This window comes from Agrobacterium salinitolerans (assembly GCF_027498475.1).
Lineage (GTDB): Bacteria > Pseudomonadota > Alphaproteobacteria > Rhizobiales > Rhizobiaceae > Agrobacterium > Agrobacterium salinitolerans.
Window position 1 is genome coordinate 99,629 of sequence record NZ_JAPZLN010000005.1, and the last position, 22,461, is coordinate 122,089.

At 58.5% G+C, this 22,461-nt stretch carries 20 protein-coding genes; 10 read left to right on the forward strand and 10 right to left on the reverse strand.

Going from position 1 to position 22,461, the window contains the following annotated elements:
* The first annotated feature begins 46 nt into the window (after window positions 1-46).
* The 7 genes from O9X91_RS18210 to O9X91_RS18240 all read left to right on the forward strand — a co-directional run bounded on the left by O9X91_RS18210 (window position 47) and on the right by O9X91_RS18240 (window position 7,153).
* Window positions 47-523 (forward strand): Hcp family type VI secretion system effector, encoded by a 477-nt coding sequence (locus O9X91_RS18210; protein WP_003504561.1) that lies wholly within the window; start codon window positions 47-49, stop codon window positions 521-523.
* Between the two features lie 119 nt (window positions 524-642).
* The gene (locus O9X91_RS18215; RefSeq protein ID WP_142913250.1) at window positions 643-1,143 is read left to right on the forward strand and encodes a hypothetical protein; all 501 of its coding nucleotides are present in this window, start codon (window positions 643-645) and stop codon (window positions 1,141-1,143) included.
* A gap of 158 nt (window positions 1,144-1,301) precedes the next feature.
* Complete coding sequence (gene tssI, locus O9X91_RS18220) at window positions 1,302-3,629, forward strand: type VI secretion system tip protein TssI/VgrG (RefSeq protein WP_269834003.1); 2,328 nt, start codon at window positions 1,302-1,304, stop codon at window positions 3,627-3,629.
* 6 nt (window positions 3,630-3,635) lie between these two features.
* On the forward strand, window positions 3,636-4,697 hold the full coding sequence (locus O9X91_RS18225; RefSeq protein WP_077984129.1) for a DUF2169 family type VI secretion system accessory protein: 1,062 nt from the start codon (window positions 3,636-3,638) through the stop codon (window positions 4,695-4,697).
* Entirely contained in the window at window positions 4,694-6,265 is a 1,572-nt protein-coding gene (locus tag O9X91_RS18230; protein ID WP_142913246.1) for a PAAR-like domain-containing protein, read from the forward strand. Before O9X91_RS18225 ends, O9X91_RS18230 begins: the two co-directional genes overlap by 4 nt.
* 8 nt (window positions 6,266-6,273) lie before the next feature.
* A complete protein-coding gene (locus tag O9X91_RS18235) occupies window positions 6,274-6,723 on the forward strand; it encodes a hypothetical protein (RefSeq protein WP_162854291.1) in 450 nt (149 codons plus the stop codon).
* The gene (locus O9X91_RS18240; RefSeq protein ID WP_077984127.1) at window positions 6,716-7,153 is read left to right on the forward strand and encodes a tetratricopeptide repeat protein; all 438 of its coding nucleotides are present in this window, start codon (window positions 6,716-6,718) and stop codon (window positions 7,151-7,153) included. The genes O9X91_RS18235 and O9X91_RS18240 overlap by 8 nt, the downstream gene beginning before the upstream one ends.
* A 157-nt stretch (window positions 7,154-7,310) precedes the next feature.
* On the opposite strand, the gene O9X91_RS18245 is transcribed toward O9X91_RS18240, so the two are convergent.
* Window positions 7,311-9,284, reverse strand: a complete 1,974-nt coding sequence (locus O9X91_RS18245; RefSeq protein ID WP_269834002.1) for a putative bifunctional diguanylate cyclase/phosphodiesterase — start codon at window positions 9,282-9,284, stop codon at window positions 7,311-7,313.
* 341 nt (window positions 9,285-9,625) lie between these two features.
* On the opposite strand from O9X91_RS18245, the gene O9X91_RS18250 reads away from it, so the two are divergent.
* Both O9X91_RS18250 and O9X91_RS18255 read left to right on the forward strand, forming a co-directional pair.
* Window positions 9,626-10,465 carry an inositol monophosphatase family protein gene (locus tag O9X91_RS18250; protein WP_142913244.1) on the forward strand — a complete coding sequence of 280 codons (840 nt, stop codon included), beginning with the start codon at window positions 9,626-9,628 and terminating at the stop codon, window positions 10,463-10,465.
* Between the two features lie 155 nt (window positions 10,466-10,620).
* On the forward strand, window positions 10,621-12,306 hold the full coding sequence (locus tag O9X91_RS18255; RefSeq protein ID WP_142913242.1) for a metallophosphoesterase family protein: 1,686 nt from the start codon (window positions 10,621-10,623) through the stop codon (window positions 12,304-12,306).
* Window positions 12,307-12,337: 31 nt separating this feature from the next.
* On the opposite strand, the gene O9X91_RS18260 is transcribed toward O9X91_RS18255, so the two are convergent.
* From O9X91_RS18260 to O9X91_RS18295, 8 genes are all read right to left on the reverse strand, one after another.
* Window positions 12,338-13,324: a LacI family DNA-binding transcriptional regulator gene (locus tag O9X91_RS18260; RefSeq protein WP_142913240.1), complete on the reverse strand. Its 987-nt coding sequence runs from the start codon at window positions 13,322-13,324 to the stop codon at window positions 12,338-12,340.
* A 92-nt stretch (window positions 13,325-13,416) separates the two neighbouring features.
* Window positions 13,417-13,638 carry a hypothetical protein gene (locus tag O9X91_RS18265; RefSeq protein ID WP_142913238.1) on the reverse strand — a complete coding sequence of 74 codons (222 nt, stop codon included), beginning with the start codon at window positions 13,636-13,638 and terminating at the stop codon, window positions 13,417-13,419.
* A gap of 54 nt (window positions 13,639-13,692) precedes the next feature.
* On the reverse strand, window positions 13,693-14,778 hold the full coding sequence (locus O9X91_RS18270; RefSeq protein WP_137411884.1) for an ABC transporter ATP-binding protein: 1,086 nt from the start codon (window positions 14,776-14,778) through the stop codon (window positions 13,693-13,695).
* Window positions 14,775-15,602, reverse strand: a complete 828-nt coding sequence (locus O9X91_RS18275) for a carbohydrate ABC transporter permease (protein WP_077984122.1) — start codon at window positions 15,600-15,602, stop codon at window positions 14,775-14,777. The genes O9X91_RS18270 and O9X91_RS18275 overlap by 4 nt, the downstream gene beginning before the upstream one ends.
* Entirely contained in the window at window positions 15,599-16,501 is a 903-nt protein-coding gene (locus tag O9X91_RS18280) for a carbohydrate ABC transporter permease (RefSeq protein WP_137411885.1), read from the reverse strand. Before O9X91_RS18280 ends, O9X91_RS18275 begins: the two co-directional genes overlap by 4 nt.
* A 111-nt stretch (window positions 16,502-16,612) precedes the next feature.
* Window positions 16,613-17,845, reverse strand: coding sequence for an ABC transporter substrate-binding protein (locus O9X91_RS18285; RefSeq protein WP_142913236.1), 1,233 nt, complete (start codon window positions 17,843-17,845; stop codon window positions 16,613-16,615).
* A 62-nt stretch (window positions 17,846-17,907) separates the two neighbouring features.
* Entirely contained in the window at window positions 17,908-18,810 is a 903-nt protein-coding gene (locus tag O9X91_RS18290; protein ID WP_077984119.1) for a sugar phosphate isomerase/epimerase family protein, read from the reverse strand.
* Between the two features lie 12 nt (window positions 18,811-18,822).
* Window positions 18,823-19,857, reverse strand: a complete 1,035-nt coding sequence (locus O9X91_RS18295; RefSeq protein WP_269834001.1) for a Gfo/Idh/MocA family protein — start codon at window positions 19,855-19,857, stop codon at window positions 18,823-18,825.
* 140 nt (window positions 19,858-19,997) lie between these two features.
* Between O9X91_RS18295 and O9X91_RS18300 the strand changes: the two genes are divergently transcribed.
* Entirely contained in the window at window positions 19,998-21,026 is a 1,029-nt protein-coding gene (locus O9X91_RS18300; protein ID WP_031234048.1) for a LacI family DNA-binding transcriptional regulator, read from the forward strand.
* Window positions 21,027-21,372: 346 nt separating this feature from the next.
* Here O9X91_RS18300 and O9X91_RS18305 read toward each other — a convergent pair whose 3' ends face one another.
* Window positions 21,373-22,233: a LysR substrate-binding domain-containing protein gene (locus tag O9X91_RS18305; protein WP_269834000.1), complete on the reverse strand. Its 861-nt coding sequence runs from the start codon at window positions 22,231-22,233 to the stop codon at window positions 21,373-21,375.
* Window positions 22,234-22,461 lie beyond the last annotated feature (228 nt).

Sequence of the window (22,461 nt, forward strand, 5' to 3'; positions counted from 1 at the left end):
CTCGGCCTCGGAGCAAGAGGTCATTTCAGCTACAGGAGCTTACAGCATGCCAATTTATCTGCAGATTGACGGTATCCAGGGCGACGCCACGCATGAGGAGCACCGCAAGTGGATGGATATTGAAGCCATTCACTGGAACGTGGCCCGCAACATGAACACCTCTGCTGGTTCTGCTGCAAACCGCGAAGCATCCGAGCCGACGATCTCGGAAGTCATTCTGACCAAGGTTAGCGATTCTTCTTCCACCAAGCTTTTCCAGGAAGCCTGCGCCGGCCGCACTGGCAAGCTCGCAACCATCCATCTGGTGACCACGGGCAATCCCGGCAACACCTATATCGAGTATCTGCTGACGAACACACTCATCGCCAGCTACTCGGTGGATTCCAGCGGTGACCGTCCGGTGGAAACGATCAAGCTCAACTTCACCAAGATGGAAGTGAAGTACACGCCGTTCGACGACAACAACTCGCCGCAGTCTCCGATGATCGCCTCTTACGATCTGGCGACGACGAAGGCCGCCTGATGACAAAGGTCCGGTGCCTTAGCGGGCACCGGACCATATATCCGGGCTTGCGGACCAACAGCTCGTAACGCTGACGGTGCCGCATTTTTCGTTATGTCGTCCAGAGGGAGGCGTGTTGAATGCCTAATTTTTCCGTTTCTACAGACAGTTTCACCGTCCGTCCCGTTCGGCAGGACGAAGTCCTGGCACCTCAGAAGATGGGTCGAGGACCCGATCTTTCGTATATGAGCCTTCCCGACGGCCCGAGGCAATTCAATCAGCGCGCAGCTGTCGGTGGAGCGGCGGCAGCCGCGTTCAGCCAGGCTGCCGCCGCTCTCAACGAGGGCGCAATTTCCGTCTGGTTGCGGAAGTGGCTGCGAGCAAATGAAACAAAGATTGGCCAGGCTTTGCTGCAGCACCGGCACAGTGCGTTCGCCTTGCAGGTGAATTATGCCGTCGCTAATTCGTTCGGCAATCAGATGTTCTTATCGAGAGACATTTATCTTCTCGGAACCGCACCCACGGCGAAAGAGATCGGGACCGTTCTTACCCCGGATGTGATGTTTGGCCCAAAGATGGATGTGACGACCAACTATGCAACGAAACTCCAATACGCTTATCTGGTTGGGGAGCGACGCTGACGGAAGTTCGAGCATGGAGACCCTTGGCTCTCTTTCTGGCACGAACGAATTCAGGTGATGAGTGACGGCGCCGAGCGCCCTCGCTTCACGATTAGCAATAGTTGAAGGCGATAGCCCATGCATGCCGCTTCTCATTCTGTACATTGCGGAGATAGACAATGAGCGACCAGCCCTCGTCGTCTGATTTCATTCAGGCGAGCCGCGTTCTGAAGGTCACGTCCCCGTTGGGTGAAGATCTGCTTCTTCCGGAGCGTCTGAAGGTCGAGGAAGGCGTGTCGCAGCTCTTCGACATTCGCCTGACCGTGCGGGCCAAGAAGGAAGCGGTCAAGCCCGAAGAACTGATCGGACGGCTGGTCGATGTTTCAGTCGAGGTGCAACAGGGCGATGGCGAAGAGGGCAGCGGCGTGCGCCGCCCCTTCAATGGCCTGGTTACCGAGTTGCATGAGGGTCCGCCTATCACTCGGGGCCTTCGCTCCTATGCCATGACCATCCGCCCGCAGATGTGGCTTCTGTCACGCCGGTCGGATTGCCGTATCTGGATGGACAAGACGGCGGTCGAGATCGTCCAGACGCTGTTTTCCGAGCACGGCATTCCGGCACCGGACACATCGGGCATCATCTCGCCGCCGCCTGCACAGCACTACAGTGTTCAATGGAATGAGACCGATCTCGATTATCTCACACGCCGTTTCGAAGAGGACGGCCTGTTTTACTGGTTTAGCCACGAGGACGGTTCCCACAAGCTGCATGTGGCCGACAGCGCCAGCGGCTGGCTCGGGCCATCACCGGCCGCGCAGGGGGAGGGGACGGTGCGGCTGGCGCAGGGGTCGTCGGATCGCAACCACATCAACGATTGGGCGCGGCGTTTTTCCTATGTCTCGGGCCAGCGTGCGGGTGCGGACTGGAATTTCGAGACGCCGGGCATGGTGCCGGGCACGATGACGCCATCGCTGGTGCAAATGCCGGATGCGACGAAGCGCGAGCTCTACGAATATCCGGCCCGCATCAGGACGGTGGAAGAGGCCGAGCGCGCGCAAAAACTGCGTACCCAGGCCATTGAGGCCGATCATGACCGGGTGTTCGGTTCATCGACCTCGCGCATTCTGGAAGCCGGTCGCCGTTTTACGCCTTACGAGGTTGCCCATCCAGAGCATGCTTACGAAGAACATGTGATCATCAGGGCAAGCCACAGCATCGTCGATCTCTCCTATGAGACAAACAGCAACGAGCCGGAATATCGCAACCACTTCGAGGCAATTCCGGCGCGCGTTCCCTTGACGCCGCACCGGTCAACAAAACGCCCGCGCATCGAAGGCACGCAGGTGGCGATTGTCGCCGGACCTGAAGGCGAGGAAATCCATCCTGACCAATATGGCCGCATCAAGCTGTGGTTCCCTTGGGATCGCAAGGCGAAGAAGGATGGCACGGATACGTGCTGGGTGCGGGTGAGCCAGGCATGGGGCGGTGGTACATGGGGTGCGCAGGTCATTCCGCGCATCGGCATGGAGGTGATGGTCGCCTTTGTCGATGGCGACCCGGACAAACCGCTGGTCATCGGCGTGGTCAACAATCCCGCCAATTCCGTGCCCTACGATCTGCCCGCCAACAAGACGCGCATGGTGCTTCGCTCCAACAGTCACAAGGGCGACGGTTTCAACGAAATCACCTTCGAGGATGAGGCCGGCAAGGAGAACCAGTTCTTCCACGCCCAGAAGGACCAGACGACGCGGGTTCTGAATGACCGGACCAAGCGCATCGACCGGCATGAGGTCGCCTCAGTCGGCGGCAACCGCGCGGTGGAAGTTTCCGGCAACCAGAAACACGAGATCGGCGGCTCGGTAAACACCGTCGTCGGCGGCACGGGGCCGATGGCGATGATGGCCATGGCGGGCGTGCAGGCGCTCTCCGGGCAGACGGCGGGGCTGCTTTCGCAGGCCGCCCAGATCGCCGGCGGCGGTGGCCCCGGTGTCGCGGCCTTCGCCACCACGCTTGCCTCATCCGCACTCGGTTTTCTCGGCGCGGGCGGTCTGTCGTCGCGTGAGGGTGTCGTCTCCGGCCCGAGCCCGCGCGCGGATGCGGGTACGGCGCTTGCTGGCTCCGGCTCGGGCGTCGGTTCCGATGCTTCGGGATTGTTTCCGCTGCCGGGCATCATGAACACGATCGTCAGTTCGTTTCAGTCTACATCTGTCGGGGTGGCGAAAACCGAGCAGGTTGGGGTCAGCAAGGTCACGAATGTCGGCCAGACGTCGCTGGAAAATGTTGGGAAATTCAAAAAAACAATCGTCGGCGAGGAGTTTGTCATCGAGTGCGGCGCTTCGAAATTCATCATGAGAAAAGACGGCACCGTCATTATTCTCGGCACGAACTTTAACTTTACCGCATCCGGCCCGACACAGATCAATGGCGTGGTCGTTGACTTGAACAAACCCGGTGGCGGTTTTTCAGACGCCGCGCCGACATCGGCGGACTCATCAGCAAAAGGTTGATCTGAAATGTCCGTCGATAACAGGACGCCATTTCCCGCCCTTGCTTTCCGACAATACAACTTGCTCGGGGAGCTGATGGGAGTCGTGGTTGCAAGGGGTACTTTCAAGCTGACAAATGGAGGGCCTCTCCAACTCTCGGACAAGCAATCGCCCCTCGTCATGTCAGATATCTATGACGGTGACCCGCATCAATCACCTCAGATGGCATGCACCGATCTTGCGCCATTCAAGCCCGGAACCGACGTGACATTTATAGGCGCAACATTTTCACCGGGTGGAGAGCCTTCATCCTCGTGGACTTGCGGTTTACGGGTAGGCTCTATCGAGAAGCGTCTCCGCGTTCACGGTCCACGTTTCTGGCGGGCAAAAACGCGCAAGACTTGGCGTGGTTTGATGGATCGGGCGCATGAGGATGCCCTGGATGGTTGGGAACTCACAGAAGGCCAACCGGTACCTCACGTCCCGTTGGACTGGCGGCTGGCATTTGGAGGACGGCTGGGCCATGAGGCTATAGAGGCAAATCCTGTCGGCATAGGCCTCGTAGACGAGTCGCGGTTCAGGGAACGATCCGAATGGCCCGCTCCGCAGATTGAAGACGAAAACCTGCCAATTCGCGCGGTAAGCGACAGGCCGACGCCTGCAGGTCTTGCTCCGATTTCACCCTTCTGGCTGGATCGCGCCGATCTCGCAGGAACCTATGATGACGAATGGTTGGAGAAGCGGCATCCCCTGCTTCCGACGGATTTCAATTTCTCGTTTTGGCAGGCTGCACCGAAAGACCAGGTTGCCGAGCCTTGGTTGACGGGGAACGAAGCATTTGAACTTCACAGACTCTTGCCGCAGTTTGAAACTCTGGAAGGGTTTTTACCTGACATCTCGCTGCGGGTGGAGCTCGACCAGGGACGGGGCGTTCAGTGGTCCCCTCTTGTTCTCGACGGTGTCCACTTCGACATGAGGCCCGGAATTGGCCGAGTATTTCTCACGTGGCGGATAGGATTTCCTTGGCCCGAACGGCGCGGTGTTCCGATACTGTCAATCGCCGACAGGCACGCGGAGACGATGGCATGAGCGATGATGTCACCGTTCTGGAGCCAATTACTGTTTACGGCTCAGATCCTTCGCCGAACATCGCCTTGGCGAAAGAACTGAACCTGCCGCAGACCACCCTCTTCCACGAACCCGACCGCGCTGCAGGGTACGTAGATTACAAAAGCAGCCTTGATGCGGAGGAGCAGCGCGCATATTTCAATGACCCCGAAGAGGGAGACGAATATCATCCGCCGCCAACGACCGCGGATCCGAGCCCGCCGGAATTTATTCCAGATGATGCTTCAGCGTTGGCTGTATGCCTGTCCCCAGATGTTTGCAAATCGCCGGACAAACCGGTTCCTTACATGTGCTGGGGCAAAGGAGATGACAAGAACAACTATTCGCCCGATGTGCGATCAAACGGCCTCGTCATAAAGCGCCAGAATTCGCAGTTCCGTTGCTCGTATGGCGATGAGCCCGGCGTAGGCCTTGGTGTAAAGTCAGGAACCGTCGGCAATATCGTTGAACCTGTCACTTCGTCCACTATCGTAAGGGCGAACGGAATACCTGTTCAACGGCACACAGATCGCTGCACGCTCAACAACGGAAATTGCCCAGGCGAATACGTCAACGTCAAATCGACCGAGACAAGTACGCCGCCAGACGCGAATGATGAGCAGGATAAGGCGTGGTATGAACAAGCGTTGGACTGGACCGGCCAAAAACTTGATGAAGCTGGAAAGGCGATCAGCGAATTCGATGAAAACAATGGGAGGATTGTTACTCGAACGGTAGGTGGTCTGCAGGCGGTTGGCGGTGCTGCGGAGGCAGTTGCCGGCGCTGCCCTTGCCGGGGTTGGAGGCGCGGCAACCGGCACGGGTGTCGGTGCAGCACCGGGTATCCCGGCCATGATCGGCGGTGGCCTTCTTGTTGCTAACGGCTATGACAATTTCCAGGCTGGCCTGCGTCAGGCGTGGACGGGTGAAGCGACTTCAACCGCCATTGCAAGCGCCTCCGGCGATGTCGCTAGGCTTGCCGGTGCATCCGAACAGACTGCACAACAGGTCGAAAACACCGTCGGAATGGTCCAAGGTGTTGCGGGTGGTACCGGAGCTGTTGCTGCAGGCATGAAAGTCGCAGGCAGAACTGCCGCAACGGCTGAGGCTGGTGCTCTGGCGAGAAGTCAGACACAGACAGCTGGCCGAACGGCGGTGGAGACAGGTGAGCAAGGTGCAAGAAGTACTCGGCGCATAAGCCTTCGCAGGCAGTATCTGGGCAATACTCCTTCCAAAACCTCACGCACCGGCAACGAGGTTCGTGAACGGATGCGTGAAGAAGGCCTGTTGCGGACGAACCGTAGGGGGCAGGATGAATTTCTTGACGAAAACAATGTCTGGAGACCGGTCGATTCACCTCAAACGCATATGGGTCACCACCCGGTTGACGCTGTCGACTATTGGAATTCTACGGGACGCTTCCATGGCGCCCGATCACAAGAAGTGCGAGATTGGATGTTGAACTCTGACAATTATCGGTTTGAATGGGGGCCATCAAACTCGAGTCGAGGGGGGCAAACTCGCTCCCGTTATCTGCCGCCTGCCAACTGAGGAAAAAAATGACTAGAAAGCCTGAAATCGAAGCAAGCCTGAAGGCACAGATTGACAAATTGCTGGATTTATCTGGTCAGAAATTTCAGGCCGGAGATTTGGCGGGATCTGTCGAACTGGGGCTCCAGGCTTGGGCGTTGATACCTGAACCTAAAGAAAAATGGGACTATTACCCGCAGAGCCTATCAGCAGGCTTTGTCCAAGACTATGTCGATCTGGGAGATAAGGACAACGCCTCCAAATGGATCGAAGTCATGGCGAAAATGTATGACGATCCAAATCATGAGGACCACCTTGTTCTTATGACGGAAGGGGAAGCAATGTACAAACTCGGCGATAGAGAGCGAGCGTACTACGTATTTGGTAGAATATTCGAAATATATGGGCAGAAAGGATTCGCAGGGGATCAAAAACAGTACCTGGATTTCTACCTCAAACGGAAAGAAAGCCGTGAATAATAACGAGCAGGAACTCCCCGACGATATCTACCGTGAAGTAGTTCGCCTCTCATCCATAGGTGACGAGTTCGATGAGCGCGGTTTGCCGGTGGAAGCGATAACTTCGTGGCGGCAAGCTCTCGCTCTTTTGCCAACTCCGAAGCGGATATGGGATGCATCGGTATGGTTGAACGCTTCTATTGGTGATGCATTCCTACAGGTTGGTGACTGGGAAAACGCTTGTCGTGCCTTTCGGGAGGCGGAAAATAGTGGGAACGGCTTCTCCAATGCATTTGTCCAATTCGGACTCGGAGTTTCCTTTTTCGAGCTAGGCGATACTTTTGCGGCGAAAGAACATCTTTTGCGCGCATACATGCTGGAAGGCTACGATCTATTTGCGGATGCGGACCCCAAATATTTATCGCTCTTGAAAAAAGAGAAGCTAATATAAATCCGAGTTAATTCTCGTTTTGTTCGTAGTTTTTGCCGGAGACGATCGGTTGCATGTCTTTGACTATGATCATTGTGATTTCGGTCATCTCTCATAGTCTTGACCGGAGCCATGTGGCGGTTTGGAAGAGGCCGTGAAATGGCTTCGCCGGTTTGATTTAGCGGAGCCTGTTTCTGCGTTTGCGAGCGGAAGTTCCGCTTCTAGTCGCCTGGCCCGAAAGAAACGCACCGACATCCTCTTCCCGAAGCGGCGGCGCATAGATGTAGCCCTGCACCAGCGTGGCGCCGAGGCCTTCGAGTGCGGTTAGCTCGGCTGGTGTTTCCACCCCTTCCACCACGCATTCCAGTTCCATGTCGCGGCTGAGGGTGAGAAGGGATTTCACGATTTTGTAGCTGGCCGGTTTTTCGTGCAGGTCCGTGACGAAGCTGCGGTCGATCTTGATCTTGGTCAGCGGCAATGCATGCAGTCGCGTCAGGCTGGAATAGCCGGTGCCGAAATCGTCCAGCGATATGCCGCAGCCGAGGCGGCGCAGCATTTCGACCGATTGCCTCACCTGTTCGAAATCATGGGCAAAAGCCGTCTCGGTAATTTCAAGGTCCAGCCGGCATGCATCGAAGTTGCTGTTTTCGATAATGCCGAGAAGGGAAAGCACGCCCTCATGGGAATTGAGGTCCTGGGCCGAAAGGTTGAACGACAGGCGCAGGGAGGGTTCCCATGTGGCGGCGGAGGCGAGCGCCATCTTGAGAAGCGGTCGTGTCAGCGAACCGACGATGCCGGCCCGTTCCGCGATGGGGAAGAACTGGCAAGGCGGCACATGTCCGAGAACCGGGCTGTGCCAGCGCGCCAGCGCTTCAAACCCTGCCGTTCTTCCGTCGCGTATATCGACGATCGGCTGAAACACGACCGAAAGCTCGTTTTCCATATCCCTCTGTCTGAGCAGGTGCTCGACGCGGGCTTCGATATTGATCTGCTTTTCGTGCTCCGCATCGAACAGAACGGCATCGCCTCGCCGGGTTTTCTTGGCGTGGTAAAGGGCATAATCCGCCCTGTCGAATAGCTGTTCAAGCGTTGAGGCGAGGTGCGGAAACACGGCAATTCCCATGGATGCGGAAACATGCACGGTGCCCTCCGGCATATGGTAAGGCGCCCTCAACTGCTCGGAGATCGCATTGGCATTCGCGACGAGTTGCGCGTCATCGGGTATGATCGGGGCGACGATGGCGAATTCGTCCCCGCCGAGCCGAAAGGCCCTGCTGGCTTTCAGATTGGCGGTGAGGCGTTTGCTGACATTGACCAGCAGCCTGTCTCCTACGGAGTGTCCGTAAAGATCGTTGACCGGCTTGAACCCGTCCAGATCGATGACACCCAGCGCCAGTCGGGTTCCGTTGGCTCTGGCTTTTTCGAGTTCGGCTTCAAGGTGGGCGAAAAAGGCGCGGCGGTTGGGCAGATCCGTCAGGCTGTCGATATTGGCAAGAAGCAGGTTTTCGTTGCTGAGCGCTTCCGTGCGCTGTTGTGAAATGACCATGCGCTCGAAATTGCGGTAGTTGGTCAGCAGAATGGACATCATGCCGGTGCAGACCAGCAGCACATTGATGGCAATGGCAACAAAGGTCGGTTGCTGCGAGGCCAGAAAGAAGGCGATGAAGGCGCCATTGACGATGAGCGTCACCGTGAAGGCGGCCGAGCGCACATACATCAGACAGAAAATGCAGGAAATGACAGTAATCGCCATATAGAAGGCGACGTGGGATTGCATATAGGCATCCCCATAGGGCACCAGAAGGAAAGACCAGAGCGTAAATACCATGGCGATGCCGGCAGCGAGGCGGTTCGTGCGCCGAAGGGCTGCATGCGCCACCTGCGGTTCGGGATCCATGCCGCGCGTCCTCCACCAGAAGGCGATCCTGAGCGTGCAGCCGAGCGTGAACAGGGTGGGAACTCCAACGGTGAGCCAAAGCGGCGCCAATTGCATATGCGTTACTGCAAGCGCCCATGTGCTTGAAAGCAGGATGAAATACATCATCGGCATCTGTCGGCTGAAAGCGCGATACTGTGCTTTCAGCAGATCAGGATTGTCGGACCGGACGGACATGAAATCATGCAGTTTTTGCGTGGTGGTCAGTATTTTCATTCATGGCTCTTCAAGTACAGAACGACATTTGTAACATAATTCCTGTTACGTCATTGGAAATACACAGGGTTAACCGACAGACAATTGTATCAACCGCAAGATGCAGGCGCTTCGCTTCGCAACATTCCACTGTTTTCAGTATTTTATGTTTCCGGGTGGGGGGTTTTTGATTGGAAATAAGTCCTTTGCTTCAAACTGCCTGTTTCTGCGAAGCTGTTCACTTGGCATGGGCGGCCCGCCCACTCCCAATGTTCATCAGCACCTTTTCAACGCCCCTTGAAAAGTTTGAACGCGCGTGCAATATGAACGCGTGTTCAAATTTTGAGAAATGGTTCTTGCGCATGGATTCGATCCACTATCCCGATACATTGGCAGCGCGTGCCGAATTGTGCCGCAGCGTTATTCTTTCCGCCGGGGAGCTGGTGCTGAAAGGTTTTCAGGGCGAGGCGACGCGCAGCTTTTCGATGAAGGGGCCGCAGGATTTTCTGACAGTGACGGATGCTGCCTCCGAAGCGCATATTCGCGGCGCGATCGCGGCCGCTTTCCCGGAAGACAGTTTTTTCGGGGAAGAGGGCGGCGGCGAGATCGGTGACCGCGTCTGGGTCGTGGATCCCATCGACGGCACCGCCAATTTTGCCCGTGGCATTCCGCATTTCTGCATCTCCATCGCCTATGTCGAAAACGGGCAGACCGAAATCGGGGCGATCTATAATCCCGCCCTTGGCGAGCTTTATTTCGCCCGCCGCGGCGAGGGAGCGACGCGCAACGGGCAACCGATCCAGACTGCGGAAACGGAGCGCTTCGATGCTGCTTCAATCGAGATGGGGTGGTCCACCCGTATCGCGAATGCGACCTATCTCGATGTCGTCAGGAATCTGCTCGACATGGGCGCCAATGTCCGCCGCGCCGGCTCCGGCGCGCTGGCGCTTGCCTATGTGGCTGACGGCCGTTCCGATGGCTATCTCGAATTGCACATGAATTCATGGGATTGTCTTGCGGGGCTGCTACTCGTCAGCGAAGCTGGCGGCGATGTTTGCCCTTTTCTGGAGATCGGCAGTCTCAGGGATGGCGGGCCGGTGCTGGCCGCAGCAGCCGGTGTTGCCAAAGGCGTCAGCCAGGCATCGAATATAGCGCTGGCCGCCCGGCAGCTGTCGGATCGTCCGCGGGCGGCATCGGCGTGATTTAAGGCGGAGGCCCTTTCGCAGAGGGGGCCTCGTGCTTCATGCATGTGGAGGAATGAAATGGATGGACCCGTTTATGCTCGGCCCCTGCCGTGCTTCCGACTGGATCGACAGGGTCGAGGGCAGATGGTCGAGGGCAGAAAGACCGCTCAACCATGCTGACACGCACGCTTCCCTCCGTTGCCGTCATCGCCGACGCGCATTTCCATGACACGGCAGCCGATTTCGGATTTCCCGGCATTGAAATCGATGGTCAGCGCATCACCATGCGCAGCTGGTCGGATACCCGTGAATCCACCCGGGTTTTCAACGAGAGCGCCGATGCATTGCATGCGGCGCTGGAGGAGGTGCGGCAGCGCGGCATTCGCCATGTGGTGCTGCTTGGCGACTATACCGATGATGGCCAGCGGGTGACGACTGAAACGCTGAAGAACATCCTGCAACGCCACAGCGACGCCCACGGCACAGCCTTCTACGCATTGCCCGGAAACCACGATATTTTCGGACCCCGCGGCCGGCACCATACCAAGGAGTTTCTGACGGAGAACGGCAAATGCCTTTCCGTTTCAAGCGATGCGCGGCGGGCCGGTGAGCGCGTCGTCGTAAGCGACGGGATGTATTGCGAAGGCTATCCTGCAGGCCTTGGCCCGATGGCGGCTTTCGGTTATTTCCGCCAGCCGGATTATCTGCATTGGGAAACCCCTTTCGGTGTTTCCGATGCGCCGGAGGACCGGTTGTACGCGGTGCGCTCACCCGATGGGCGCAATGTCTACCGCCTGATGGATGCCTCCTATCTGGTCGAACCGGAACCGGGCCTGTGGCTGCTGATGATCGACGCCAATATTTTCGAGCCGCTCGATGGCAAGTTCGAAGCGGGCGAGGAGGCGGCTTTCATCGACAGCACCTCCGGTGGATGGAATGCGCTTTTGCGCTGCAAGCCCTTCCTCATCGACTGGATCGCCGATGTGCGCCGCAGGGCGGAGCTGCATGGTAAGACATTGCTCGGCTTTTCCCATTATCCGGCGCTCGATCCCTTCGATGGCGCAAGCGGTGCAGAAGGCGCCCTGTTCGGTGAAACCAATGTCGTGCGCCGCACGCCGCGCAAGGCGGTGGAGGATGCGCTGTTACAGGCCGGGCTTGCCGTCCATTTCAGCGGGCACCTGCACGTGGAAGGCGTGACCCGGCGCGGGGAAGGCGAAAACTCGCTCACCAATATCGCCGTGCCGTCGCTCGTCGCCTTTCCGCCCGCCTTCAAGGTCGTCCACCCGTCGCGGCAGGAAATCCTTGTGGAGACGGTGGAGATGGTCGCCCTGCCGGTCAATGGTCGTATTTCCGATGGTTATGCACAGGAGACAGAACTGGCGGGCGAGGCGAACGACCCGGCTTTTGCCGCCGGCAATTACGGTGAATTTCTGCTGGGCCACAAGCGGGCGCTGATCAGGCACCGTTATTTCCCCAGGGAATGGCCGGCCGAGGTCGTCACGGCAATCGCCGATAAAAGCGTTCGGGAGGTTCTCGATCTGCTTGGAGGGAAAGGCCTTTTTTCTTCTGATGCTACTGTCCTGTCCTTGGACCTGCCGATGTTCGAGCTGATTGCCGACTGGTATTGCCTGCGCCAGGGCGCAGGCCTGGCGCTGCCGCACATCGCGCCGCAACGGCTTTCCCTTTACCGAACGCTGGCGGAGCGCTTCGGCCGGGAGCCGGATCGTCACGATGGTTCGGTCGAAAGCTTTCTCGAAATCTTCTTCGGAGCCCTCGGCCTGTTTCTCGAGCGTGCCGAAGGCAGTCCGCGCGATCTGAAGCTTGGGCTTGTACCGCAGCGTGAACGCGTTGCGGTTTGATGTGAAGATTTTGGCCGGAAAGACATTTGGTCTAGCGCGCGGTGATGCGCTCGACCATGGACACGGGTACGATCTGAAGCCGGGTTTCCGGCTCATCGCTATCGAGCGCGGTCAAAACCTTCTCTGTCAATGCGTCGAAAGACTGGGCAACGGTCGTCAGCTGGTAGCTTTTCCAGCCGGCCTGCGGAATATCGTCGAAACCGACAATCGAGATATCTTCCGGCACCCGGCGGCCCATTTCCAGCCGGGCGGCGTCCATGAAACCAAGTGCCAGCAGATCAGTGACACAGAAGGCGCCATCAATGGTCCTGTCCGCGAGCAGTTCTCGACCGGCCTGATAGCCACTGTCATAGCTGGTGGGACCGCCGCACCATGGAACCACCTGGATACCCTCCATGGTCATGCGCTCGGTGAAAGCGTTGACGCGGCGCAACTGTGCGGGCGTCCGGCTGCCGCTGGAGACAACCGCAACCTTTCTGCACCTGGCTGCCACAAGCCGCATGGCGGCCAGGTTGGCGCCGTGGGAATCGTCGCTCAGCACCATATTCGTATCGGTGCGGTCCAGATGCTGGTTGATGAGGATGAGACGCACGCCGTTGGCGATGCATTCGTCGATAATAGAGGCCGGAGGTTCACCGGAAAGAACGATGATAGCCTGCGCGCGGAATTCGAAGAGACGCTCGATGAGTGGTGCAATGTCCTTGCGCGCATCTGCGGCATTCAGAAGCAGGCATTGCAGGCCGCGACGCAGAAGGCCGATGCTGAGGAGATCGAGCTGCTTTGAAATGAAGGGAGAACCGAGGTTGGCGCCGACGACCCCGATGAGGTTGGAACGGTCATTGTTGAGGCCCTGCGCCAGCCGGTTGACGCGGTAGCCGAGTTCCTGTGCGGCTTTCAGTACCTTGCGCCGGACGGCCTTGGATACGCTGCCGCCGGGAGTGAAGGTGCGCGAGACGGCGGAGCGTGAGACACCCGCCTTTTTCGCCACTTCTTCGGCTGTCACGAACCCTTTCGCCATTCAATCCCCCGTTGCCAATCCACATGTCTGATAGCACAGGTCAGATTGCAGCGACTATTCCAATCGAAATATTTCAGCTTCTGTGGTCGCGGTCAGTTTTGCGGCCCAAGCGCGCTTGCCGAAGCCTCGGCACGCGCGGCTGCCTGATTTGCTTCTCGCTCGGCGCGGGAGGCCGCTTCCGGGTTGCTCAAACCGTCATAACCTCCCATGGCGCGTTCCCCGATGGCGATGCGGACATCCTTGAGCTGGACGATGACAAGACCGGCGAGGATGGCCGCGCCGATAAGGAATGCTGTTTTCCCGTTTATGGTCATTCGACTCCACGCTTCGTGCTTGCCGGCGGAGGAAACAGCCGGCAAAACCGCCGCTCAGCGGGTCAGGAGGCCGACGCCTGTTTCCGCATCGAACAAATGCATATCGGACGGGTCGATGTCGAGGCCGATCGTTTCACCGGCCTTGACTGCGCTGCGTCCCTGCACCGCGATGACCAGTTCGGTGGAGGTTCCCGTCGTGAGGAAGGTCGCCGAACCGGTTGTTTCCACCGCGGAAACCGGCAGCGCCAATGTCGCTCCGGCTGCTGCGACCGGCCGGATATGTTCCGGCCTGATGCCGACAATCACATCTTTGCCGGGCGGCAGAGAGGCCGGATTCCCAATCGATTGCTGCGGCTCGCCTTCGCCGAAGCTGAGCTGAAGGGACGCGCCATCCGGGCTGACGGTCGCCGGAATGAAATTCATGGCCGGCGAGCCGATGAAGCCCGCAACGAAACGATTGACCGGGCGGTCGTATAGTTCCAGCGGCGTGCCCTGCTGCTCGATCACGCCATCGCGCATGACGACGACATGGTCGGCCATGGTCATCGCTTCGATCTGGTCATGGGTGACATAGACCGAGGTTGCATGCAGGCGATCGTGTAGCGCGCGGATTTCCTTGCGCATGTGGACGCGCAGCGCCGCATCGAGATTGGAAAGCGGCTCATCGAACAGAAACGCCTGCGGGTTGCGGATGATCGCCCGGCTCATGGCCACACGCTGGCGCTGGCCACCGGAGAGTTCGCGGGGATAGCGCTTCATCAGCTTTGAAAGTCCCGTCGTGGCGGCGACTTCTTCCGCCGCCTTGCGGGCTTCCGCCTTGGCGACGCCGCGCATGCGCAGCGAATAGGTGAGGTTCTCCTCCACGGTCATATGCGGGTAGAGCGCATAGGACTGGAACACCATGGCCACGTCGCGCTTGCGCGGCGGCACACCGTTCATGAGTGTGCCGGCAATGCGCATGTCGCCGGCCGATATGGTTTCCAGCCCGGCGAGCGAGCGCAGAAGTGTGGATTTGCCGCAGCCCGACGGGCCGACAAGCGCGACGAAAGTGCCCTTCTCGATGGAAAGGTTGATGTTCTTCAGCGCATGAAAGGCGCCGTAATATTTGTTGACGCCGGAAAGTTCGATCTGAAGGGTCATTTGAGCGCTCCTGAGGTCAGGCCGGATACGATGCGGCGCTGCAAGAGAATGAAAAGGGCAAGAATGGGCGTCACATACATGGTCGCATAGGCCATGATGTTGTTCCATTCGCTGGTGTTGGGGCCCATGAAGGAATTGAGGCCGACGCTCGCCGGCTGCAAATCGGCCGCCTGTATCATCGATTTCGAGTAGACGAACTCGCCGAAGGCCTGCATGAAGATGAGGATGGCGCTGACGAGAATGCCGTTTCTGGCAAGCGGCAGCACGATGTTGAAAAAGGCGCCAACCCGGGAATTGCCATCAACAAGTGCGGCCTCTTCCAGCTCCTGCGGCACTGCCATGAAGGTGGCGCGCACAAGCACCACGAAGAAGGGCATGCTTTTCGCCGCAATGGCGAGGATGACCGACAAGCGCGGATAATCCAGAAGCCCAAATTGCGAGAAACCGACGAAGATCGGCGTGATCATCAAAGATGCCGGCAGAACCTGCAGCATAAGGATGAGGAACAGGCCGATATCCACCCAGACATTGCGATACCGCGCCAGGACATAGGCACAGCCGACGCCGAGAATGGTGATCAGCAGCACCGCGCTGGAGGCGATCAGCACCGAATTCCACAGGTAGCGCCCCATATTGCGGCTGTTCCAGACATAGGCATAGGTCTGCCATTGCGGATCGCTGGGCCAGAAGGAGGGCGGATTGGCGAACATTTCCGAGCCGCTCTTGAGCGAGGTCAGATACATCCAGTAAAGCGGGAAGAGGTAGATGATGGCGAGTACGATGGCGATGGCCAGCATCAGGCGGTTGCGGGTCGTGATGCTCATCCGCGCACCTCATGCCGAGTGGAACGCACATAAACGATGGAAGCCAGCATGACGAACACGATCATGATGACGGAGATCGTGGCGCCCTTGCCGAAATCATATTGCCGGAAGGACAGATCCCAGGCCCAATATTGCGCCACGTTGGAGCTGTTATTCGGCCCGCCATCGGTAATGGCGGCGAAAAGATCGAATTGCTGCAGCGTGAAAATCAGCCCGAGCGAGACGATGGCGCCGATGGTGGAGCGCATCATCGGCAGGGTGATGGTGTAGAAGCGCTGCCAGGCGTTCGCCCCGTCCAGTTCCGCGGCCTCGTACAGGTCGCCGGGAATGGAGGCGAGGCCGACGGAAAGCAGGATCATGTTGAAGGAAGTGCCGAGCCAGATATTGGCAATGACGACGGCCCAGAGCGAAAAATTCGCATCTGAGCGCCAGAAGATATTGCCCGATATCAGGCCGCTTTCCCGCAGGAAGAAATTCAACACACCGAAATCGCCCGAGAGGATCCAGTTCCAGATCGCGCCCACCACGAGGCCGGGCATGACCCAGGACACGAGAAAAAGGCCGCGCATCCAGGTTGCGCCGGGAAAATTGACCCAGAAGAACAGCGCCAGACCGAAGCCGATGGCGAATTGCCCGGCAATCGAGGCCACGACAAAGGTGACCGTGTTGAAAAGGATCGGCAATGTTTCCGGTTGCCGGAACAGGTCGATATAATTCTTGAAGCCGACGAAGGGGCGCACGAAGGTGCCCAGGCTGAACATGTCGACTTCCTGAAAGCTCATGACGATGTTGTAGATGAGCGGCAGCCCCGCCATGACGAACAGGAAGCCCAAAGGAAAGGCGACAAGGACGATATCGAAACCGCGACCGTCACTGACGCTGGAAAACAGTTTTTTCATGAAACATCCTCGCAAGCTCCAGTCGGGGCCGCCGCCGCTTGTCGCGGCAGGCAGCCCCACCGGGAGGAACCCCTTGGGTGGAGGCCGGAGAAAGCCGGCCGCCCGCCCGGATCAGCCTTCGACCAGCTTTATCTTTTCAGCGGCCTGGTCGAGCGCGGCTTTCGGCGTCATCTGACCCGAAAGCGCGCCCTGAATGGCATCCTGAATAGCCTTGGAAATCTTCGGCCATTCGGGCGAGGGGCCGCGCGGCTGCGCATATTTCAGCTGTTCCACAAAGGTCTTCAGCGCCTCATCCTTCAACGCATTGCCGGTCGGCGGAACGGGGATATCCGAGCGCGCCGGCAACTGGCCGAAGTTCTTGAACATGTCCTTGTCCTTTGAGGCGAAGAACTCGATTGCCTTGAAGGCTTCTTCCGGATGTTTCGTCTTGGAGAAGATCGCCCAGTTATAGTCGCCCATGGCTGAAGACCGCGGAGCGTCGGGCGTGGGCACCGGCAGCAAAGCCACACCCCAGTCGAACTTGGCGTCCTTCAGCATGCGGTCGATTTCCCAAGGGCCGGAAATGACCATGGCGGCGTTGCCGGCGTTGAAGGTGGCGGTGGAGTCCCACTGGCTGCGCGTCAGCGTATCGGGCGATGCCAGCTTTTCATCCAGCATCAGCTTCCACGTTTCGAGCGCTTTGACGGCGCCCTCGGTATTGATGTTCTTGTAGGTCGCGCCCGCCATCTGCGCCCAGGGCAGGAACTGGAAGGTGCCTTCCTCATTCGCCTTGGCGCTGAAGCTGATACCATAGATGTTCTTCGAGGGGTCGGTCAGCTTGCGGGCAGCATCCACCAGCTCATCCCAGGTCTGCGGCGGTTTTGCCGCGTCCAGCCCAGCGGACTTGAACAGGTCCTTGTTGTAATAAAGCGCAATCGTGTTCGTGGCCTTGGGCACGCCGAAATATTTGCCGTCCCACATCACCGATTTCAGCGGTCCCGGAAAATAATTCTCCGTCTTGATGACATCCGACTTCGCAATCATGTCCGTCACGTCGAGAAAGGCCCCGCGTGCGGCGAACATGGCGTGGTTGGGGTTGTCGATGGCGATGATGTCGGGCGCGTTGCCGGTGGAATAGGCGCGCATGGATTCGCTCACCACATCATCGAACTGCAATTGCCGGTATTCGATCTTGATGCCGGTATTGAGCGCGTTGAACTCCTTGATGAGGTTCGGTGCCGGCTGGATATCGCGATCCAGCGACCACAGCGTCAACGTCACATCTTCTGCCTGCGCCGCAATAGCGCCGGCGGACACGCCCGCCAGCAGAAATGCGCCGGCCATCATGCATTTCGCGATACCCATAATCTCCTCCTCTTGGTTATCGTCTCTGCAATTTTCAAAAACCTTCTCCCAAAAGGCTTCCGTTATGCGGGGTCGACGACGAAATCGCCGCCGCGGCATTTTTTCAGATAATTCAGGCCATGCACCTGTCCCGTCATTTCCAGCGCATCGCGGTAGACAGGGTCATGCCAGCCTTCGATGTCGATGGAGCCGGACCAGCCGGCGAGGCGTAGTTCGGAAATAATGTCCGTCCAGTTGCTGTCGCCGAAACCCGGCGTACGCATGAAGACGAATTTTTCCTTGCCGAAAATGCCGTGCTCGCGAATGACATCCCAGCGGATGGTCGCGTCCTTGCCGTGAACGTGGAAAATCTTGTCCGCCCATTTGCGGATCTGCGGCAGCGGATCGATGAGATAGACCATCTGGTGGCAGGGTTCCCATTCGATGCCGATATTGTCATCCGGCGTTTCGTTGAACATCATCTCCCAGGCATCGGGATTGTGCGCGATGTTCCAGTCGCCGGTCTGCCAGTTGCCGTCCATGGCGCAGTTTTCAAAGGCGATCTTCACGCCCTTGTCGGCGGCGCGCTTGGCAAGCTCGCTCCAGATTTCTTTGTACCGCGGCAGGCTTTCCGGCAGCGGCCTGCCACGAAGCCTGCCGGTGAAACCTGCAACGCAGGTCGCGCCGAAATGGTGAGCATTGTCGATGCAGTCTTTCCAGCCTTGCAGTGTCTCAAGGTCAATGTCCGTCTCCTCCAGCGGATTGCCGAACATGCCGAGCGTACTGACGGTGATGTCGCGGTCGCCAATCGCGTCAAGGCAGCGCTTGCCGAGTTCGGCAAGGTCCTGACCGTTGGTGGTCTGCCAGAAGAACGGCTCGAAGCTTTCAAAGCCGAGATCGGCGATCTGGCCGATGCGTTCGGCCGCCTGTCCCTTGGTGGCGCTGACCATGGTGCCGATGCGGATGGATGTTGCCGGATTGCTCACGTCTTTCAGTCCTTATGCTGCAATGGAAACACGCTGGCCGAGGCGGGCGCTTTCAATCGCGCCGATCACCATGGCAAGGCTGTTGATGTTGTCGAAGGAGGCAGTTTCCGGCATCTCACCCGTGCGGATGGAATGAAGGAACGAGAGAATGACGCTGGCATGGCCACGCGTATCCTTCTCGGAAACGGCATCGGAAACGTTTACGGTTTTAAATCCACGCAAAAGTCCCTGCTCGTCACCGGCCACGGAGGCGGAGAAATTGTCTTCACCGTCCCAGAGGATCATGCCCTTCGAGCCGATCAGCCGCCAGCGCGCTTCCCAGCTGGTCCGCTCACCTTCGGCGCACCAGGAACCACGATAGGTAAAGACGACATCATTTGAGAACTCGAAAATGGCATTGGCGCTCGCCCCATGGGCATACCATGAGCCGGCCGGGTTCTTTTCCACGCAAAAGACGGAGAGGGGTTTTTCATTGGCGACGAAACGGGCCGCATCGAAGGTGTGGATCGCCATGTCGAGAAGCAGGACGTTCTTCATTTCTTCACGGAAGCCGCCGAAATGCGGCCCAAGAAAGAAATCGCAATGGATGGCCGTCAAATCGCCGATGGCGCCGTCTTCCAGCGCGCGGCGCAGCCGCCGGATACCCACCACAAACCGCCGGTTTTGCACTACGGCATGAATTTTGCCGGCTTTTTTTGCCAGTTCCACCAGCCTGGCGGCTTCCTCCATCGAGGCGGCAAGCGGCTTTTCGCTCAGCACATGGCACCCCGCCTCGAGACCGGCTTCAACCACGGCAAAGCGCGCCTGCGGGATGACGATATCAAAAAGGATGTCGGCTTTCGTTTTAGCGAGAACCTCGCGCAGATCGGTGCCGATGACCGCATCCGTGAGGGCGAATTCTTCGGCAAGCGCGCGGGCTGTGTTCTCGTTCAGGTCGACCAGACCGGCGATCCTGATCGCGCCGGCGATTTCCGGCGTGGATTGAATGGCGCGTAACCAGCCCTTGGCCATTGCTCCGCATCCGCATAAAACGGCATTAAATGTCATCTCATCTCCCCGGGGCTCTTTTGCAAACTCCTCTTTGCGCAGAGCGTCGTAAACGTTTACGAGACTATGCCAATGGTGTTAGATATGTCAAGACCGTTAAGGGACGCGTTGACTGCGCGCCGGGCCTGGGAGGGGAATGAATGAAAGGAATTCGTCAGCTTGCCGATTATCTGGAGATATCGATAGGCACTGTTTCCCGTGCCCTGAACGGTAAGCCGGATGTGAACGAAGAAACGCGGCGGCGTGTTCTCGAAGCGGCGGAAAAGCTGGGTTATGTCGCCAACCAGTCCGGCCGCAGCCTCAGGCAGGGAACCACCAATGTCATCGGCCTCATGACCGGCAGCGACGCGCAGACCGTGGAGAACTCCGACAACTTCTTCCTGGGTGTTACGGACGGTCTGCAAAGCGTGTTTTCCGGGCATAATCTCGATCTCATCGTTCTGCCCTGCCCGGGGGAAGAGGATCCGGATGAATATTTAAAGCGCATGGTGGCGCGCCGCATGGTGGATGCGATGATCATTTCCGCGACGCGGCGGATAGACAAACGTGTGGATTTCCTGAAGCAGACCCGCCTGCCTTTCGTGGCGCTCGGTCGGACCGCTTCCAGCGACACCCACGCCTGGATCGACCTCGATTTCGAGGGCGTCGCGAAAAACGCGGTCGACCGCCTTGCCGCTGCCGGGCATCGTTCGATTGCGGTGGCGGTACCCGACAGCGACATCAATCTCGGTTATGTTTTTCTGGAAGGATACAGGCGCGCGCTGGAAGACAATGGCATTGCTTACGATTCCTCACTGGTCATCCGCGCGAAATCCAGCGAGCAGGGCGGTTATCACGCCGCCAGCGAATGGCTGCAGATGCGGCCCCGGCCAACGGCGATCGTGCTGATCTACGAACTGATGGCGGTCGGTCTTTATCGCCGGCTTGCGGAAGTGGGCCTAAAACCGGGGCGCGATCTCGCCGTCATCGGCTTCCGCGATGGCCCGCGTGGCCAATTTCTGGAACCACGGCTGACGAGTTTCCGCATGTCCCTGCATGATCTCGGCGTGACTGTGGCTCAGACACTGTTATCGACCATGCCGGCCTACGCGCCGTTTTATCCCGATCAGGCCCGCCATTGCGTTTGGCCCATGCTTCTGGTGGCCGGCGAGAGTGACCCCGCCCCATAAGACAGCAGGGTGGCGCGACGGGCTGAGAACTCCGCGTCATAATGGCGGCGCACTTCGTAAAGCGCGACGGCATATGGGAAAAACTCGTGCGCAATTCGTTGCTCGGCGCGATTTCCTTCAGCCGGATGGAAAGCTGTGCGGCTTGCTTGCGAATGCCGCGCCTACCACAATGCGCGCGCCTTCATCGTCGCTGGCGGGTTCAGAAATCCGTTTGATCCTTATATCGGACACCGATGGCCTCATTCTCTGGTAAGTATTTGATATGTATACATTTTTACGACTTCGCGCCGGAAATCATCATGTCTTTGCGTTGGCCGAAGGCCGGTGACAGCCTGCAATGCTGCAATCAGACCCCGCCCGCTTCTTCGATGAACCGGCGCACCAGCGGCAGATGCCGTCTTTCGGCAAGGCAGATCGCATATTCGTCGATGAGTTCGTTGGCGTCGCGCAGCGGCACGAAGGAAAGGCGCGCATCGTGGCCGAATTCCAGATCGGCCACCACGCCGCATCCGACGCCGTTGGCGATAGCTTCGCGCACGCCCTCGCGTGAGGAAATCTCGATTGCCGGCTGGATAGAAATGCCGTGATCGGCAAGGTTCTTTTCGAAGATTTCGCGGGTGCGCGATCCCCGCTCGCGCATGACGAAGGATAAGCCCTCCAGTTCGGTCATGAAGACGCCCTCACGTTCCGCCAGCGGGTGGGCGGCGGGCACGCACAGGCCAAGCCGCATGCTGAGAAATTTGACGCCGTAAAGACGCGGATCGTCCGGAGTGCGGGCGGTGATGGCGACGTCGGCGCGGTAGTCGATGATCTGTTCCACCACGCGTGCCGAATTATCGACAGAAAGGGAGAAGGTGAGTTGCGGCCGCTCGGCCTTCAGCCGCGAAAGGATCGGCAGCGGCAAGACGGGACCGTCCGCCGCGACCCGCAAATGCCCGCCGGCAAAACCCGTATCGCCGCGCAGGAAGGCCTTGGCCTCGTTCTCTGCCTGAAACAGGCGTGCGGTAATTTCGAACAGGCGCTCACCCTGCGGGCTGAGGCTCACCCCGCGCGGTTTTCGTTCCAGAAGGTTGACGCCGCTGACGGCTTCCAGCTCCCGCACATGGGCCGAAAGGGTCGATTGGCTGATCGCCATGTCGCGCGCGGCCTGAGAAAAGCCGCCCGATTGCGCGACGATGTGGAAGGCCTTCAGCTGCGTGGTCGACATGGGATCCTGTTCTGCCGCCGGCCGACACGAAAGGCGCCGGTGCGATTGGATTATCGGCGAAAAAGCTGACAATTCCATGACGTTAGCGGGACAGCTTCATTAACCATGCGACAAAACCGATGGGCGACATCGGAAATCGCTATGGCGTGTTTACGATTTGTTAGGAATTCGTCATCGGGGCGTTAGTTCCAGTCTCTAGTCGTGCCGCCATGGCCCATCGGCCACTCC